Raw genomic sequence first — 16,037 nt, forward strand, 5'->3', positions numbered from 1 at the left:
TCTCCGTTGACGACAACGGGTATCGCGGTGCATGGAAAGCGGCTTAGTCTGCGCTGATGAGCGCATCGATCATCGGCATCGGCACCGCCGTTCCAGACACCCGGCTGACGCAGGAGGACGTCCGCGATCTGTTCGCCGCGCAGCCGAGTCTCGACCGGGTCACCCGGCGGATCATCGCCGCCGCGTTCGATCATTCGGCCATTGAGACCCGTCACACCGTCCTGCCCGAACTCGTCGCTGGCGGGTCGGCGTTCGTCGACGCCGACACGCGCCGTATCGGGATGCCGGCGACCGGCGTGCGCAACGCGGTCTATGCGCGCGAAGCGCCGGGGCTCTTCGCCGCCGCCGCCCGCGACGCCCTGCACCGTGCCGGAGTGCGCGCGGACGAGGTCACCCACATCGTCACCGCATCGTGTACAGGGTTCTTCGCCCCGGGTCCGGAGTTTCGCCTCGTCCGGGATCTGGGCCTCACGCCGACGGTGTCGCGCGAGCACCTCGGGTTCCTCGGGTGTGCGGCCGCGCTCCCCGCCCTGCGCTCCGCGGCGCGGATCTGCGCCACCGACCCGTCCGCACTCGTTCTCGTGGTGTGCGCCGAGATCTGCACGATCCACCTGCGCTCGTCAGCTGACCCCGACCAGATCGTGTCGTCGGCGGTCTTCGCCGACGGCGCGGCGGCAGCGATCGTGACCGCGTCGCCGTCAGCCGGCATCCCCCACCTGCAACTGGACCGATTCGCCACGGCGATCACCGACGACGGTGAGTCGGCGATGGGCTGGACGATCGGTGACCACGGTTTCGAGATGACGCTGACGGCCGAAGTCCCCCGCATCGTCGGACGTGAGGTGAAAAACGCGCTCCGTCCGCTGCTCGGCGAAGGCCCGGTCGACCTCTGGGCGGTGCACCCGGGCGGGCGCAGCATCCTGGACCGCGTCGAGGCGGCGTGCGGGCTGGAGGGCGATGCTCTCCGGCATTCACGCGACGTTCTGCGCACCTACGGCAACATGTCGTCGGCCACGATCCTGTTCATCCTGCAGCGGATGCTGGTCGACCCGGCGACTCCGGACGGCGCACGGATGCTGGCCCTCGCCTTCGCGCCGGGCCTCACGGTCGAATCGGCTCTGATGACGGTACGCGCCCCGGCGCCCACCGGTCCACACACACCCACGCCCGAGAGCGCGACATCGATTCCCGCACGATGAGTGCCGTCGGATTCGCGCGGCGCGACACGGCGCTGCGTGAGCTCATGGACGACCCCGCGTGCGATCCGACCCGGCTTCGGCGCACGCTCGAACGGTTCGCGGTGGTCAATCGGCTGGTCTCCGGGTGGGGCGGCGTCTACCGGGAGCACATCAGGCCTCTCGCCCGACGGAGCGCAGCGGCGGGCACCGCCCTGCGGATGCTCGATATCGGTTGCGGCGGGGGCGATGTGCTCGAGCGCCTCATCGCGCTGGCGCGCGCGGACGGTGCCGGGGTCGAGGCCCTCGGCATCGACCCCGACCCCCGCTCGCTCGCCGTCGCACAGGCACGAGAAGGCCATCATGCTCAGTACCGCCGCGCCCACAGCTCCGATCTGGTCGCCGAGCTCGCGACCGGTGCGCCCCGCTTCGATGTCGTGATCTCCAACCACGTCCTGCACCACCTGGATGACACCGAGCTGGCGAGCGTGCTCCACGACTCGGATGCACTCGCGCGCGCGCTCGTCGTCCACTCCGACATCGCCCGCTCCCCCGTCGCGTACGCGGCTTACGCCGTCGGGATCACGCCGCTCGCACCGGGCAGCTTCCTCCGGACGGACGGGCTCCGCTCGATCCGTCGAAGCTGGACGCCGCAAGAACTCGCCCCCGCTCTTCCCTCGGGGTGGCAGGTCTTGCGTCCCGGTCCCTTCCGCTTGCTCGCCGTGCGCGGGGAGCGGCCGTGATCGATATCGCGATCGTCGGCGGCGGGCCGGTCGCGACGCTCCTCGCGGCCGAACTCGCACGGCACGGCGTCGAGGCGACCCGCTTCGAGGCGCGGACCCAGGCCGGTGCCGGTGCACGTGCGGTGGGCCTCCATGCCACCGCGCTCTCCGCGATGGAAGACTCCGGGGCGACCGCGCGCCTTCTCGCCGACGCTGTCCGGGTGAGCGTGGGCGAGGCGCGGCGGGCGGGGCGTTCCCTCGGAGAAGTCCACTTCGACCGGTTGCACCGCCGGCATCCGTTCGTGGCGACCCTGCCGCAATCCGCGACCGAACACGCCCTCGCCCACACTGCTACCCGCTGGGGTGCGCCGCCCGTGCGGTATGGCGCCCGGGTGACCGCACTCGTCCCACGGGCGGATGCCGTGGACATCCACGTCGGCGATGACGTCGTCACGGCGCGGGTCGTGGTCGTCGCGGGGGGACTGCGTGCGCGCACTCTTCTGGGGCAACCGGTGAGGGGGCGCCGATACCCCGACCGCTACCTGATGACCGACTGCGCCGATACCGGTCATGACGGCGAGCGCGCGGTCGTGTATCTGGATCGTGCGGGCGTGCTCGAGTCCTTCCCCCTGCCCGGTGGTCGTCGCCGATTCGTCGCCTGGATGCCGCCGCGCGGCGACGGGCGCACGGATGCCGAGCGCTTGCGCGAGGCCGTGGCGAGGCGCACGGGGTCCGACGCGGCGGCAGCATCCGTCGAGACGGCGTCGGCGTTCGGTGTCGCACGATCCCGCCTGGTGGCGATGCGCCGCGGCCGCGTGCTCGCGGTCGGCGACACCGCACACGAAGTGAGTCCGATCGGCGGGCAGGGGATGAATCTGGGCTTGATCGATGCGGTGACCGTTGCGCCGCTGCTGGCATCGGCCGTGCGCTCGGGTTCCGGCCCCGCGGAGCTCAGCGGCTGGGAGCGCGACCGGCTGCGGGCCGCCGACCGGGCGGCGCGCATCGGCGCGATCAACACGGTGCTCGGACGACCGTCGCGCGCGGGCGGCGCGCCAGCCGTGGCGATCGCCCTGGCCACCCCGGCGGAGCGCCTCCTCGCGCACGCCTACGCGATGGGCTTCGATCCCGCCGCGCGCCAGTTCAGCTGACGCCGACGCCGGTCACCGCGAGCTGGGCGACCAGCAGGAGCGCCGCCAACATGACCAGTCGGAACACTGCGCGATCGGGGCGCCGCAGCGCGCGCACGGTGCCGATCACGGCCACGGCGGTGACGAGCACGATTCCCCCGAGGGATGCCGGTCGCACAGGCTCGCCGCCCACCACGGGGCCGAGGAGCACGATCACCGCGCCGACTTCGACGGCGACGAAGGCGCACACGGCACTCGCCCGCGCTCCCCACCGGTGCGGGAGCCCCCGTACCCCGGTCTGCGCATCGTCTTCAAGGTCGGGAAGGACATTCGAGAAGTGCACGGCGATGCCGAGAGTCGCGCCCGCGAGAGTGGCCCACGGCGCCGCGACGACCGGGGTGGCGAGCGCCAGCGTGGCGAGCGAAGGAAAGAGCCCGAAACTCAGCACGAAGGGGGCGACCGAGAGCGCCGTGTTCTTCAGTCCGAGGTTGTACGCCCACGCGGAAGCCAGCGCGAGCCCATGGACGGCGAGGAAGACCGGACCCAGGAACGCCGACAGCGCTGCGGCGAGCCCGACCGCGATGCCGGCTGCCACCCAGACGGTCCTCGCTGTGATCTCGCCGCGCGCGATCGGCTTGTCGCGACGATCAACGATGAGATCGCGCGCCGCGTCGATCGCATCGTTGGACCATCCGACGCTCAGCTGCCCGGCGATGACCGCCGCACCCAGCAGCGCGAGCCGTCCGGCATCCACCCCCGCGGCCACACCGAGGACGAGCGCGAGGACCGTCACGACAAGTGTCGGTCCGGGGTGGCTACACCGCCAGAGTGCACCGGCGGTGCGGCCGAGAGGTGCGAGCTGCATGCTCCGACCGTACCCGCCACCCCCGACTACTCGTCGAGGAGTTCTGCCTCGACGACGTCGTCGTCATCGCTCCCCTCGGTCGCCGCGGCGCTCGTGAGTACCAACTGGCTGCCGTCGGCGGCCACATCCACCCGGATGATGTGTCCGTCGCGGGCGCCCCCCGAGAGCAAAGCCATCGCGAGGCGATCCTGGATCTCGGACTGGATCAGACGCCGCAGCGGCCGCGCCCCGAACATCGGATCGTAGCCGCGTTCGGCCAGCCACGAACGAGCATCCGGGGTGACGGCGAGCGTGAGACGGCGCTCGTGCAGGCGGCGCTGCAGCGCATCGACCGAGAGCTCGACGATCTGGGCGAGGTCATCGTGGCTGAGCGGCTGGAACATGACGATGTCATCGAGTCTGTTGAGGAACTCAGGCCGGAAGACCTGCCGGACGAGCGCCATCACCTGCTCCCGCTTGGCGTCCATCGCCATCGTCGGATCGATCAGGATCGGCGAGCCGATGTTGCTCGTCAGCACCAGAATCGTGTTCGTGAAGTCGACCGTCCGCCCCTGACCGTCGGTCAGACGGCCGTCATCGAGCACCTGCAACAGGACATCGAAAACCTCCGGGTGTGCCTTCTCGACCTCGTCGAGCAGCACGACCCCGTACGGGCGCCGGCGCACGGCTTCGGTGAGCTGACCACCCTGCTCGTAGCCGATGTAGCCCGGAGGGGCACCGACCAGTCGCGCCACGGAGTGCTTTTCCCCGTACTCGCTCATGTCGATGCGGACCATGGCGCGTTCGTCGTCGAAGAGGAACTCCGCGAGCGCCTTCGCGAGCTCGGTTTTGCCGACGCCCGTCGGGCCCAAGAAGAGGAACGACCCGGTGGGCCGGTTCGGATCACTGATCCCCGCGCGCGAGCGACGGACGGCATCCGACACCGCTTTCACGGCGTCCTTCTGCCCGATGAGGCGCTTGCCGAGTTCCTGCTCGAGGTGCACGAGCTTCTCGCTCTCGCCCTGCAAGAGGCGGCCGACCGGGATGCCGGTCCACGCCGCGATGACGGCGGCGATGTCTTCGTCGGTCACCTGTTCGTTGACCATGCGCGGTTCATCCGCCGTGACGGCTTCCGCCCGCTCGGCGTCGGCGATCTCCTGCTCGAGGCGCTTGATGGTCTCGTACTGCAACTTCGACGCGCGAGCGTAATCGGCTTCACGGATGGCGCGCTCGAGGTCGGTCTGAGCCTGGTCGAGCTGCTTCTTGAGCTCACCGACGCGGTTGAGGCCCGCGCGCTCCCGTGCCCACCGGGCGTCAAGCACGGCCAGCTCGGCTTCGGCGACATCCATCTGCTCGCGCAGCTTCGCCCGACGCTCCTTCGAGGCGTCGTCCTTCTCCTTCTTCAGGGCGAGCTCTTCGAGCTTCATCCGGTCGACGCTCCGACGCAGTTGGTCGATCTCGACGGGACTCGAATCGATCTCCATCTTGAGCCTGCTCATGGCTTCGTCGATGAGGTCGATCGCCTTGTCCGGTAGCTGACGACTGGGGATATACCGGTTCGACAGCGCCGCCGATGCCACCAGCGCACTGTCACTGATCGTGACGCCGTGGTGAGCCTCGTACCGCCCCTTCAGCCCTCGAAGAATGGCGATCGTGTCTTCGACCGACGGCTCGCCGACGTAGACCTGCTGGAAACGGCGCTCGAGAGCGGCATCCTTCTCGATGAACTCGCGGTACTCGTCGAGCGTCGTCGCACCGATGAGCCGTAGTTCGCCGCGCGCGAGCATGGGCTTGAGCATGTTCGACGCGGCGACGGAGCCCTCTCCACCGCCGGCGCCCATCAGGACGTGCAGTTCGTCGATGAAGGTGATCACGCGTCCATCGGACTCGGTGATCTCCTTGAGCACGCTCTTGAGTCGCTCTTCGAATTGGCCGCGGTACATCGCACCGGCCACGAGAGCGGAGATGTCCAGGCTGACGAGTTGCTTGTCCTTGAGCGATTCGGCCACGTCACCGGCGACGATGCGCTGCGCGAGACCCTCGACGACGGCGGTCTTGCCGACGCCGGGCTCGCCGATGAGGACGGGATTGTTCTTCGTCCGCCTCGTGAGCACCTGACTGACGCGACGGATTTCGCTGTCGCGGCCGATGACGGGGTCGAGCTTGCCCTGGCGGGCACGGTCGGTGAGGTTGATCCCGAACTGTTCGAGGGCGCTCTTCTGGTCCTCCTGCCCGGGTGCGGGTTGTGCGTTCATGTCGCTTCTCCTGAAATCTGGTGCGCTCAAACTTGAGTCGCATTGGCTCAAGTTTAGCAGACCGTGACCCGGCGATCCAGTCTCACGGACGGACACGCGTGATGTGAGCCGGGCTTTTCCGGCCCGCAACATCCGGCGCGCGTCGGTGAAACGCGCGCCCTCCATGCTGGAGCAACACTCACCCCTACCCCATGCGCCCTCGGAGGTCCTGATGTCCTACGTGAAACCCGCTGAACTGGTCACCCGCATGGTGGATGCCGGTGCCAGCAAGATCCTGATGTCCACCCGCGACACCCTCATCCGCGCCATCATGGGCGGCGCGATCCTCGCCTTGGCCGCCGCGTTCGCCATCACCGTGTCGGTGCAGACGGGCCAGCCGCTCCTCGGCGCGATCCTCTTCCCGGTCGGATTCGTGATGCTGTACCTCATGGGCTTCGACCTGTTGACGGGGGTGTTCACACTCGCTCCGCTCGCCTGGATCGACAAGCGTCCGGGAGCCAGCACCGGCGGAGTCCTCCGCAACTGGGGACTCGTCTTCCTCGGCAACTTCATCGGCGCCTTCCTCGTCGCCGTGCTCATGGCGATCTACTTCACGTACGGCTTCACGAGTGAGCCGAGCGCCGTCGGACTCGCCATCGGCGAGATCGGTCACGGCCGCACCGTCGGATACGCCGACCACGGCTTCGGTGGAATGTTGACCCTCTTCGTCCGCGCTGTGCTCTGCAACTGGATGGTCTCCACCGGCGTCGTCATGGCGATGATGAGCGACAGCCTGGTCGGCAAGGTCATCGGCATGTGGATGCCGATCATGCTCTTCTTCTACATGGGCTTCGAGCACTCGATCGTCAACATGTTCCTGTTCCCCTCGGGCCTGCTCCTCGGCGCCGACTTCACCCTGTGGGACTACCTGCTCTGGAACGAGATCCCCACCGTGATCGGCAACCTCGTCGGCGGTCTCACGTTCGTCGGACTCACCCTGTACATCACGCACGGGCGCACCGCTCCGGCTCGGATCCCGACGATGCGCGGTGGCTCGTCGCGGCGTCCCGCCGCCCCGGCCGTCGCCGCGGACGAAGAGCCGGCACCGGTTCCCGTCAGCGTCTGATCGCATACGACTGTGGCCCCGCCTTCGGGTGGGGCCACATCCGTGTGTGGGCGCGCGCCAGGCCGATTCCGCGCGGCCCCACGACCGGCGCGTTCAGCCCGCCCATCCCCGTCGCATGGCGCACCCGCCCGGGCGCGCCACATCAGCCCCACCCGGCCCCATCTGCACCACCGGCCGTGCGACTCGCCCACCCTCCGCGCTGTGCGGCCGCCGGTGATTGCGCCGCCGGTGATTGCGCCGCCGTGAGTCCAGTCGCATGGCGCACCCGCCCGGGCGCGCCACATCAGCCCCACCCGGCCCCATCTGCACCACCGGCCATGCGACTCGGTCACCTGCGGCGTCCCAGCTGCGAGAAGCGCGCGGTGCGTCAGGACGCCGCGGCCAGCGCCTCGCGGAAACGATCCACGATGACGCGGGACACTCGGCGCTCGACTCCGCCGCCGGGGGTCACCGCCAAGGGAGCGCTCACCGCGTCGGCGCCGCTCGCAGCGACGAGGTTGGCGAAGTGACCGGGGGCCAAGACGTAGCTCGCGGCGATCACCCGGGTGGCTCCCGCAGCACGCGCCGCCGCCACGGCATCGGCGATGAGCGGAGTCGACCCCGCCGCGTACCCGACCGTGAGGGGAACCGTCAGCCGCTCGCGCAGCAATGCGGCGAGCGCCTCGACATCGGTTGCGGCGATGGGGTTCGACGATCCCGACGCGGCCAGCACGACCTGCGTCCCCGGAGCATCGAGCTCCCCGACCTCAGCGAGGCGCGACACGAGAACATCGGCCAGCAGCGAGTGCGGCCCGAGGGCCTGCGCGGCGTGCACGTGCTCGTGGGGCTTTGCGGCCCGAGCGATGTCGACGCCGGTGTGGAAGCCCCGCGACAACAGCAGGGGGACGATGACGGCACGCCGATCGGCGGGCACCGCAGCGGCGACGTCGGCGACGGCGGGCTCCTCCACATCCACGAAGGCAGGGAGCACCTCGATGTCGGGGAGAAGGTGAGCGACGTGGTCGACGAGGGCGGAGACGACCGCCCGCCCCTCGGCGAACCGGGTCCCGTGGGAGCACGCGATCAGCGTGGTCGGAGTGATCTCGCTCATGCGGCTGAATCCACGTCGAGTCGGTAGCCGCGCTTGATGACGGTCTTGATCACGCCCGAGATACCGAGCGCTTCGCGAACCCGCGCGACAGCCATTTCCACGGCGTGGTCGCCCCCGCCCGTCCGCGGCAAGACGTCCAACAACTGGATGCGGGGCACCACATCACCGCGGGCGTCGAACAGCACCCCCAGGAGGCGAACGGCCGTGCGGGAGAGCGTGATGAAGCGTCCGTCGATGATCGCGCCCCCGCTGCGCAACTGGAGAGCACCGGCGCTGGTGGGCAGTGACGGCGCGGAACCTCCGCCGAAATGGGTGACGACGCCGCGCACGAGGGATCCGAGACGCCCTCGCTCGGCCATCAGCACCGGGATGTCCGCGTCTCGGAGGGGACCGGCCGTGATGGGGCCGACGGCGGCCATCACGAGGCGACCACCGACTGCGCGGCGGCGGATCTCGGGGAGGTATCCCGCGGCATCCGCCTCGGCCAGCCACTGCGCCGCACCGGGCGCCGACGTGAACAGAACCGCATCGACGTCACCGTCGGCGGTCTGGGCGACCGAGCGCTGAACGACGTCGGGGTCGGGCGGGGGACCCCACCGGTACACGGTAAGACTCACGACATCGGCTCCGTGCGCGGCGAACAGCTCGTCGAGACCGTCGGCGCCGGAACCGTGGTGTTGCACCGCGATCCGCGTCTGCTCGATGCCCTGCGCGACCAAGTACTCACCGAGCTCGGCCGCGGTCTCGGACTCGGCGACCCAGTCGGCGGTGAAGCCGGCTTGCTGGATCGCGCCGCGCGCTTTCGGGCCCCGCGCGACGAACCGCGCCCCGGCCAGCGCGGCGGCGAGTTCTTCGGCCAGGCCCGCCTCATCGGCCGCGTCGATCCACCCACGGAACCCGACACCCGTGGTCACGACGACGATCTCCGGCGGTGCCGCAATGAGTTCCCGTGTACGCGCCCAGAGGGCCTCGTCGTCGATGTGCGGCACGATCGTCAGCGCCGGCGCCTGCTGCACGAGTGCGCCGTGGCGCTCGAGCGCGGCCGTCAGTTCGCCGGCCCGCCGATCGACGGCGATCACGATCGTGCAGCCTCGCAGGCTCTCAGAGAGCGGAGGAGTCCCGGTCACCCCGCCCATTCGAGGGTCCGCTCGGGGTGGGGCAGGAGGAAGCCGGCACGGGCGACATCGCCCACGACGATCACGGCGGGGTTGCTGACCCCGGCGCGGTGCGCGTCGGCGAGCGCGGCGCCGAGCGTCGTGTGCGTCGTGCGCTGCTGGGGAGTGTGTCCGCTCTCGACGATCGCGACGGGACGCTCGGCATCCGCACCCTCGGCGAGCGCCGCGGCGACGAGGCGCGGCAGTGCCGCGACCCCCATCAACACGACGACCGTCACGTCCGCGTCGGCCAGGGCGACGCGCGTCGCGGGCGTGAGTGCGGCCTGCCCGTTGACGATGTGCGCGGCCGAGGCGGTCTGTCGGTGCGTCACGGGGATGCCGGCAGCCTGCGGCACCGAGATCGCACTCGAGACCCCGGGGACGACATCCACGGGGACCCCGGCCGCCACACACGCGAGCACTTCCTCGCCGCCGCGACCGAAGACGAAGGGGTCACCGCCCTTCAGCCGGACGACGCGACGGCCCGCGCGGGCGTGCTCGACCAGGAGAGCATTGATCTCTTCCTGAGGAACGGGGTGGTGTCCGGGCTGCTTGCCCACGTCGATGACGATCGTGTCGGGGTCGAGTTCCTCGAGGAGCTGGGCCGTGGGCCCGAGGCGGTCGGCGATGACGACGTCGGCCTCGGCGATGAGACGCCTCCCGCGCACCGTGAGCAGGTCGAGCGCGCCGGGGCCGCCGCCGACGAGGTCGACTCGGCCGATGCCGGTCGTCCGGCGACGCCGCAGCGGCAAGCGCCCATCGGTCAGGAGGCGGTCGATGGCGTCACGCACGCGCACAGAACGCCGGGGGTCGACACCGGCATCCGAGACGACGCCGACCAGCACGTCGCCCGACGAGGCCTGTGCCGTCAGCCGGGCCGTGCCGTGCCCGGCGCTGGATGCGTTGATGCAGAAGACCCGGCGGCGCTCGCACGCGGCGGCGACAGCGAGGTCGACCCGCGCGTCCCCGGTGGCCGTGTGCACCATCCAGGCACCCGCCAGGTCGCTGCGGCGGAACCGCCGCGGAGTCCACGTGACGTCACTGCGCCGCACCAGCTCGCGCACCTCCGCGCACAGCTCCGGAGCGACGACCCGAACATACGCGCCATCGTCGAGCAGTCGCCGCATCCGACGTGCCGTGACGGCACCGCCACCGACCAGCAACACCTCGCGCCCCGCGAGCGACACACCGATCATGGTCGTCATCATCACTCCTCCCACCGGATGCAGAGGTCCTCGCCGCGCCGTGCGACGGGCCAGACCCGCAGGTGTGCGGGCTCCTTGCCCTGGGGGTCCAGGCAGATGCCGGTCCGCAGGTCGAACACATGCTTGTACATGGGCGAGGCGATCGTCGGCGCATCGGCCCTCGTACCCACGATCCCGCGAGAGATCACGTTGGCCCCACTGTACGGGTCGAGGTTCGACACGGCATGCAGTGAGTCGTCGCGTAACAGGAACAACGCGATCTGCGTCGAACCGATCAGGGCCGCCCTGCCACGCTCGACCTCGAGATCGGAAACGGCGCACAACCGGATCCAGGTATGCGTGCGCTGCCGCGCGTCGGCCGCCACGGCCGTCATCGCCGTACCGCCAGCGTCGTCCCGGCGATCGGAACCACTCCCGCGCGCCGCTCCTCGGCGCTCGCGGGGCGCACCTGACCGCGTTCGGCGACGTAGCCGAGCGACGGGTCGGGAGTATCGGGGGCGTTGACGAACGACTGGAAACGAGCGAGCTTGGCCGGATCGGCCAGCGTCGCCGCCCATTCGTCCTCGTAGGTCTCGACGTGGCGCGCCATGGCCGCGTCGAGGTCGGCACAGATACCCAGGCTGTCGTCGAAGATGACCGCGCGGAGTTCGTCGAGCCCACCCTCCAGCTCCTGCACCCACGGCGCGGTCCGCTGCAGGCGGTCGGCGGTGCGGATGTAGTAGAGGAAGAAGCGATCGATCGCCTGGATCAGCTGATCGTCGTCGAGCCCTTCGGCCAGCAGTTCCGCGTGACGCGGCGTGAAGCCGCCGTTGCCGCCGACGTAGAGGTTCCAGCCGTTCTCGGTCGCGATGACCCCGGCATCCTTCCCCCGCGCCTCGGCGCACTCCCGCGCACAGCCCGAGACGCCGAGTTTCAGCTTGTGCGGGGCGCGGAGGCCGCGGTAACGCAGTTCGAGCCGCACCGCCATGCCCACCGAATCGAGCACGCCGTATCGGCACCAGGTCGAGCCGACGCACGACTTCACGGTGCGCAGCGACTTGCCGTAGGCCTGGCCGGATTCGAAGCCGGCATCCACGAGTCGTTGCCAGATCTCGGGCAACTGCTCGAGGCGCGCACCGAACATGTCGATGCGCTGCCCGCCGGTGATCTTCGTATAGAGCGCGTAGTCGCGGGCGATCTCGCCGATGACGATCAGCCCCTCGGGCGTCACCTCGCCACCCGCCATGCGCGGGACCACGGAGTAAGTGCCGTCGCGTTGGATGTTGGCCATGACATGGTCGTTCGTGTCCTGCAGCGTCGCGTTCTCCCCATCGAGCACGTGTCCGCCCACGAGAGTGGAGAGGATGCTGGCAAGCGTCGGCTTGCAGATGTCGCATCCGCGACCACTCCCGAATCGCTCGATGATCGCCGAGAAGGTTGTGAGTTCCGAGACCCGCACAGCGTCGAAGAGCTGCCGGCGCGAAAGGTCGAAGTGCTCGCACAGCGCGTTGGAGACCACCTGACCGGACTTCGCGAGCTCCACCCCGACGAGCTTCTTCACCATGACGGTGCACGAGCCGCACGTCGCGCCGGCTTTCGTGCACGCCTTCACCCCGGCGGCGTCGACGCAGCCCTCCTCGTGAACCGCGCGGCGGATGCGTCCTGCGGTGACGCTCGAGCAGGAACAGACGACGGCCTCATCGGGCAGCTCCGCCATCGGCGCGCTCCCCGAGATCTCGGGCGCGAGGTAGACGGCCGGGTCCGCGCCGAGTGCTCCGCCGACCAGGGGTCGCAGCGACCCGTAGGCGGCGGCATCGCCCACCAGGATGCCGCCGAGCAGCGTCGTGGCGTCATCCGAGAGGACGAGCTTCTTGTAGATGCCCGCGGTCGGGTCGGCGTAGACGACGTCGAGGGCGCCAGGGGTCGCCGCCATCGCGTCGCCGAAGCTCGCGACGTCGATGCCGGAGAACTTGAGTTTGGCCGACAGATCGAAGCCGGGGAACGTCGCATCACCCCCGGAGAGGCGAGACGCGGCGACCTCGGCCATCGCGTAGCCGGGGGCGACGAGACCGACGGCCATCCCGTCGAAGTTCGCGACCTCACCGATCGCGAGGATCGCCGGGTCGCTCGTTTGGCAGGCGTCGTCGATGATCACACCGCCCCGCGGGTGGCACTCGAGCTGCGCATCGCGGGCGAGCTCGTCGCGCGGACGCACCCCGACCGTGAAGACGGCCACGTCGACGTCGGCGTCGGTGCCGTCGCGGAAGGCGATGCGCGAGAGCTGACCCGTCCGGTCCGGGTCGAGTCGCGTCGTGACGGTCTCGGTGCGGACGCCGATGCCGCGCGCCTCGATCAGCCGGCGGAGGATGCCGCCTGCCCCGACATCGAGCTGTGCCGACATCAGCCGGTCACTGGACTGGACGACCGTGGCCGTCACCTCCAGACCGCCGAGCGCTTCGGCCGCTTCGAGACCGAGCAAGCCGCCACCGACGACATAGCCGCGCAGAGGCCGTCCGAGCTGCTCGCGGCGCCGCTCCACGAACGTGCGCAGCTGCTCGAGGTCGTCGATCGTGCGGTAGACGAAGCATCCCGGCAGGTCGAAACCATCGAGGGCCAACCGTGCCGCGTACGACCCCGTGGCCAGGACGAGCCGGTCGTACTCGAGGAAGCGCCCGCTGGTGAGCCGCACCCGGCGCCGCGATCGGTCGATGACGGCCACCGGGTCGGCCGGGACGAACTCGACGCGCTCGTCGGCGAGCGCGTGCGGGTCGAGGGTCAGCTCGTCGGCGTCGCGTCCGGTGAGGTATCCCGTGAGTCCGACCCGGTCGTACGGGAGCCGGCCCTCGTCCCCGACCAGGGTGACGCGCACGGGAAGGTCTTCGCGACTGAGAAGGCTCTCGACGAAACGGTGACCGACCATGCCGGCGCCGACGACGACGATGCGTTGCGGGTTCTGTGCGCTCACGGGAGTCCTCCTGGGGCGATACGTCACCTCACCCGGACACGAGTGGAGTGACCTCCGACGCTAGAGAGCGTGTGTTTCACCGCGCCCGGGCTTTCGTTACCCCGCGGGAACGTCTTCCTCACAATCCGCAGGGAGCGGTGTGAGGGTGGTGGCGGCGGGCGTCAGGATGCCAGGACCTCGACCGTGCAGCTGAACCGGGCTCGGTAGGCGGTCGGGGTCGTGCCGAGGGTGCGCGAAAAATTCTGCCGCAGCACCGCGGCCGATCCGAAACCGCATTCGTACGCGATCGCATCGAGTCCGAGATCGGTCTGCTCCAGCAGACGCTGCGCGTGGATGAGCCGCTGGCGGGCGAGCCAGGCCGCGGGAGTCGTTCCGTGATCGGCCTTGAACCGACGCGCGAACGTGCGCGGTGACATGTGGGCGCGGGCGGCGAGCTGATCGACGGGAAGGTCGAGTCGGAGGTTCTCCAGCATCCAGTCCGTGACGGGGGCGAGCGAGAGCGAGCTCGTCTCCGGGAGCGGGCGGGCAATGAACTGCGCCTGACCGCCATCGCGCTGCGGAGGGACGACCATGCGCCGGGCGATGGTGTTGGTCAGTTCTGCCCCGAGCTCGAGTCGGAGAAGATACAAGCACGCATCGAGCCCGGCCGCCGTGCCCGCACTCGTGATGATGCGCCCATCGTGGACGTAGAGGACATCGGGGTCGACGTCGATCTGCGGATACATCCGTGCCATCGTGTCGGCGTAGCGCCAGTGGGTGGTCGCCCGGCGCCCGTCGAGCACCCCGGCAGCCGCGACCACGAACGAGCCACTACAGACCGTCAGCACCCAGGCGCCGCGCGCGACGGCGCGCTGAATGACGCCGATCACCCGCTCGTCGACGTGCGCCCACGATTCGCGCGGGATCGGCGCGATGACCACGAGGTCCGCCTCGTCGGCGAACGCGAGGTCGGCGTCGACGTTGATCGAGAAGCCGATGTTGGCCGGCACGGCCCCCGGATCGGGCGTCACGATGCGGAAGTCGAAGAGCGGCACTCCGTCGTCACGACGATCGAGACCGAAGGCTTCGCACGCAAGACCGAACTCGAACGGCGCGAAACCGGGCTGGACGATGCAGGCGACAGTGTGCATGGCAGGAATCCTACTCTCACGCGCAGTCCTGCCACTAGTGGCAGGACACAAGCGGGCGTAGCTTTTCCGCCATGATCACTGTTGTGCTGTTCGTCGTCACTCTGTCCACCATCGCCACGGTCGGCACGGCGCGCGCGCTGCGCGTCGACGGCTACCGCCGCATCCCGACCGACCCCGCGCGCCTCCCCTGACCCGCGGATCAGCGGAGGAGCGACTCGACGGCGTCGAGCAGGATGCCGGCCGAACGCTCCCAGGAGAACCGGGCGATGTGGGTCCGCCCGGCGGCGATCACCGCGGCCACCGCGGCGGGATCATCGAGCGTGCGGACGGCGTCGGCGAAGGCGGCGGCATCCGTGCCCGGCGCATAGCGCGCCCCACCGCCGGCAACCTCACGGAAGATCGGCATGTCGGTGATGACGGCGGGCACGCCGAGTTCGATCGCCTCGGCGACCGGCAGCCCATAGCCCTCGTCGAGTGATGCCGACACCAGCACGGCGCGGTCAGCGAGCAGCGCCGCGTACTCGGCATCGGTCACCCCGCCGTGGAAGACGACGCGTCCGCCGGCCGGATCGATGAGCGCCTCCAGCTCCGCGCGGCGCGCATCGGAGATCCGGGACAGCACATGCAGCGTGCGATCGGGAAGCATCCCGATGGCCCGAATGAGCGTCTCGACGTTCTTGTAGGGCATGAAGGAGCCCATGTAGACGAGGTTCTCGGCGCCGGGCACCACCGTCACGCCGAAATCCGCCAGACGCTGCGGCGCGTTCGGGATCACGACGACGGGTCGCTTCGTCAACCGCACGCGCGCGAACTCGGCCGCGGAGGTCTCGCTGACCGTCGCGACGATGTCGGCGGCGTTCAGTGTCAGCCGCTGCGGAACGTACGACAGGTGGAAGAGGCGCCACCCCGCGCGCACATACCAGGGCAGATCCTTCGGCGGCGTGCGATGCCGGTAGTAGATCGTGTCGTGGAGGGTGAGGATGAGCCGGAAATGCCGCCCGAGTGAACCGATCGTCTGCATCGGCGAGAACACGGCATCCGGATGCTGCTTGTTGAGCCCGAGCGCCGCCAGCGGCTCGATGATCGCGGTCGGATCCCCGATCACGAGGACCTCGGCGCCGGCCGGGAGAAACGCACGCTGGCGCTCATCGAAGATCAGGTACGTGACCTCGATGCCGCGGTCCGGCGCCGCGGCGGCGACCGCAGCGGCGAGCTCGGTGGAGTACCGACTGATCCCATCGTGGAAATCCACACGGATGTAGCGCGCATCGAAGAACAGGCGCATC

The 16,037-nt window shown here is 69.9% G+C and carries 13 protein-coding genes; 4 read left to right on the top strand and 9 right to left on the bottom strand.

Annotated features, from left to right (window positions below; translation table 11 throughout):
• The first annotated feature begins 56 nt into the window (after positions 1-56).
• Genes Q0653_RS05620 through Q0653_RS05630 form a run of 3 tightly spaced genes read left to right on the top strand, consistent with a single transcriptional unit; the run spans position 57 to position 3,045 of the window.
• Positions 57-1,199: a type III polyketide synthase gene (locus Q0653_RS05620; protein ID WP_298943344.1), complete on the top strand. Its 1,143-nt coding sequence runs from the start codon at positions 57-59 to the stop codon at positions 1,197-1,199.
• Positions 1,196-1,918: a methyltransferase gene (locus Q0653_RS05625; protein ID WP_298943346.1), complete on the top strand. Its 723-nt coding sequence runs from the start codon at positions 1,196-1,198 to the stop codon at positions 1,916-1,918. The genes Q0653_RS05620 and Q0653_RS05625 overlap by 4 nt, the downstream gene beginning before the upstream one ends.
• A complete protein-coding gene (locus Q0653_RS05630; RefSeq protein ID WP_298943349.1) occupies positions 1,915-3,045 on the top strand; it encodes an NAD(P)/FAD-dependent oxidoreductase in 1,131 nt (376 codons plus the stop codon). Before Q0653_RS05625 ends, Q0653_RS05630 begins: the two co-directional genes overlap by 4 nt.
• Here the strand turns inward: Q0653_RS05630 and Q0653_RS05635 are convergent.
• On the bottom strand, positions 3,038-3,889 hold the full coding sequence (locus Q0653_RS05635; protein WP_298943351.1) for a UbiA family prenyltransferase: 852 nt from the start codon (positions 3,887-3,889) through the stop codon (positions 3,038-3,040). The two genes, Q0653_RS05630 and Q0653_RS05635, sit on opposite strands and share 8 nt — an antisense overlap.
• 26 nt (positions 3,890-3,915) lie before the next feature.
• The gene (locus Q0653_RS05640; protein ID WP_298943353.1) at positions 3,916-6,123 is read right to left on the bottom strand and encodes an AAA family ATPase; all 2,208 of its coding nucleotides are present in this window, start codon (positions 6,121-6,123) and stop codon (positions 3,916-3,918) included.
• 211 nt (positions 6,124-6,334) lie between these two features.
• Between Q0653_RS05640 and Q0653_RS05645 the strand changes: the two genes are divergently transcribed.
• Positions 6,335-7,228, top strand: coding sequence for a formate/nitrite transporter family protein (locus tag Q0653_RS05645; protein ID WP_298943355.1), 894 nt, complete (start codon positions 6,335-6,337; stop codon positions 7,226-7,228).
• Positions 7,229-7,595: 367 nt separating this feature from the next.
• Here the strand turns inward: Q0653_RS05645 and Q0653_RS05650 are convergent, their stop codons facing one another.
• From Q0653_RS05650 to Q0653_RS05680, 7 genes are all read right to left on the bottom strand, one after another.
• A complete protein-coding gene (locus Q0653_RS05650; protein ID WP_298943357.1) occupies positions 7,596-8,318 on the bottom strand; it encodes a CbiX/SirB N-terminal domain-containing protein in 723 nt (240 codons plus the stop codon).
• Entirely contained in the window at positions 8,315-9,445 is a 1,131-nt protein-coding gene (locus Q0653_RS05655; protein ID WP_298943359.1) for a uroporphyrinogen-III synthase, read from the bottom strand. The genes Q0653_RS05650 and Q0653_RS05655 overlap by 4 nt, the downstream gene beginning before the upstream one ends.
• Positions 9,442-10,677 carry a uroporphyrinogen-III C-methyltransferase gene (gene cobA / locus Q0653_RS05660; protein ID WP_298740838.1) on the bottom strand — a complete coding sequence of 412 codons (1,236 nt, stop codon included), beginning with the start codon at positions 10,675-10,677 and terminating at the stop codon, positions 9,442-9,444. The genes Q0653_RS05655 and cobA overlap by 4 nt, the downstream gene beginning before the upstream one ends.
• A gap of 2 nt (positions 10,678-10,679) precedes the next feature.
• The gene (nirD, locus tag Q0653_RS05665; protein WP_298943362.1) at positions 10,680-11,051 is read right to left on the bottom strand and encodes a nitrite reductase small subunit NirD; all 372 of its coding nucleotides are present in this window, start codon (positions 11,049-11,051) and stop codon (positions 10,680-10,682) included.
• On the bottom strand, positions 11,048-13,621 hold the full coding sequence (gene nirB / locus Q0653_RS05670; protein WP_298943364.1) for a nitrite reductase large subunit NirB: 2,574 nt from the start codon (positions 13,619-13,621) through the stop codon (positions 11,048-11,050). The genes nirD and nirB overlap by 4 nt, the downstream gene beginning before the upstream one ends.
• Positions 13,622-13,782: 161 nt before the next feature.
• Positions 13,783-14,751, bottom strand: a complete 969-nt coding sequence (locus Q0653_RS05675) for a helix-turn-helix domain-containing protein (RefSeq protein ID WP_298943366.1) — start codon at positions 14,749-14,751, stop codon at positions 13,783-13,785.
• Between the two features lie 199 nt (positions 14,752-14,950).
• Positions 14,951-16,036, bottom strand: coding sequence for a glycosyltransferase (locus Q0653_RS05680; RefSeq protein WP_298943368.1), 1,086 nt, complete (start codon positions 16,034-16,036; stop codon positions 14,951-14,953).
• Between the last annotated feature and the right edge of the window lies 1 nt (position 16,037).

It is taken from the genome of uncultured Microbacterium sp. (assembly GCF_947488465.1).
Taxonomy (GTDB): Bacteria; Actinomycetota; Actinomycetes; order Actinomycetales; family Microbacteriaceae; genus Microbacterium.

Bases quoted from the DNA above. Each gene is read 5' to 3' on its own strand.
- Q0653_RS05620 (WP_298943344.1), top strand. From the start codon at position 57: ATGAGCGCATCGATCATCGGCATCGGCACCGCCGTTCCAGACACCCGG.
- Q0653_RS05625 (WP_298943346.1), top strand. From the start codon at position 1,196: ATGAGTGCCGTCGGATTCGCGCGGCGCGACACGGCGCTGCGTGAGCTC.
- Q0653_RS05635 (WP_298943351.1), bottom strand. From the start codon at position 3,889: ATGCAGCTCGCACCTCTCGGCCGCACCGCCGGTGCACTCTGGCGGTGT.
- Q0653_RS05640 (WP_298943353.1), bottom strand. From the start codon at position 6,123: ATGAACGCACAACCCGCACCCGGGCAGGAGGACCAGAAGAGCGCCCTC.
- Q0653_RS05645 (WP_298943355.1), top strand. From the start codon at position 6,335: ATGTCCTACGTGAAACCCGCTGAACTGGTCACCCGCATGGTGGATGCC.
- Q0653_RS05650 (WP_298943357.1), bottom strand. From the start codon at position 8,318: ATGAGCGAGATCACTCCGACCACGCTGATCGCGTGCTCCCACGGGACC.
- cobA (WP_298740838.1), bottom strand. From the start codon at position 10,677: ATGACGACCATGATCGGTGTGTCGCTCGCGGGGCGCGAGGTGTTGCTG.
- nirD (WP_298943362.1), bottom strand. From the start codon at position 11,051: ATGACGGCCGTGGCGGCCGACGCGCGGCAGCGCACGCATACCTGGATC.
- Q0653_RS05675 (WP_298943366.1), bottom strand. From the start codon at position 14,751: ATGCACACTGTCGCCTGCATCGTCCAGCCCGGTTTCGCGCCGTTCGAG.
- Q0653_RS05680 (WP_298943368.1), bottom strand. From the start codon at position 16,036: ATGCGCCTGTTCTTCGATGCGCGCTACATCCGTGTGGATTTCCACGAT.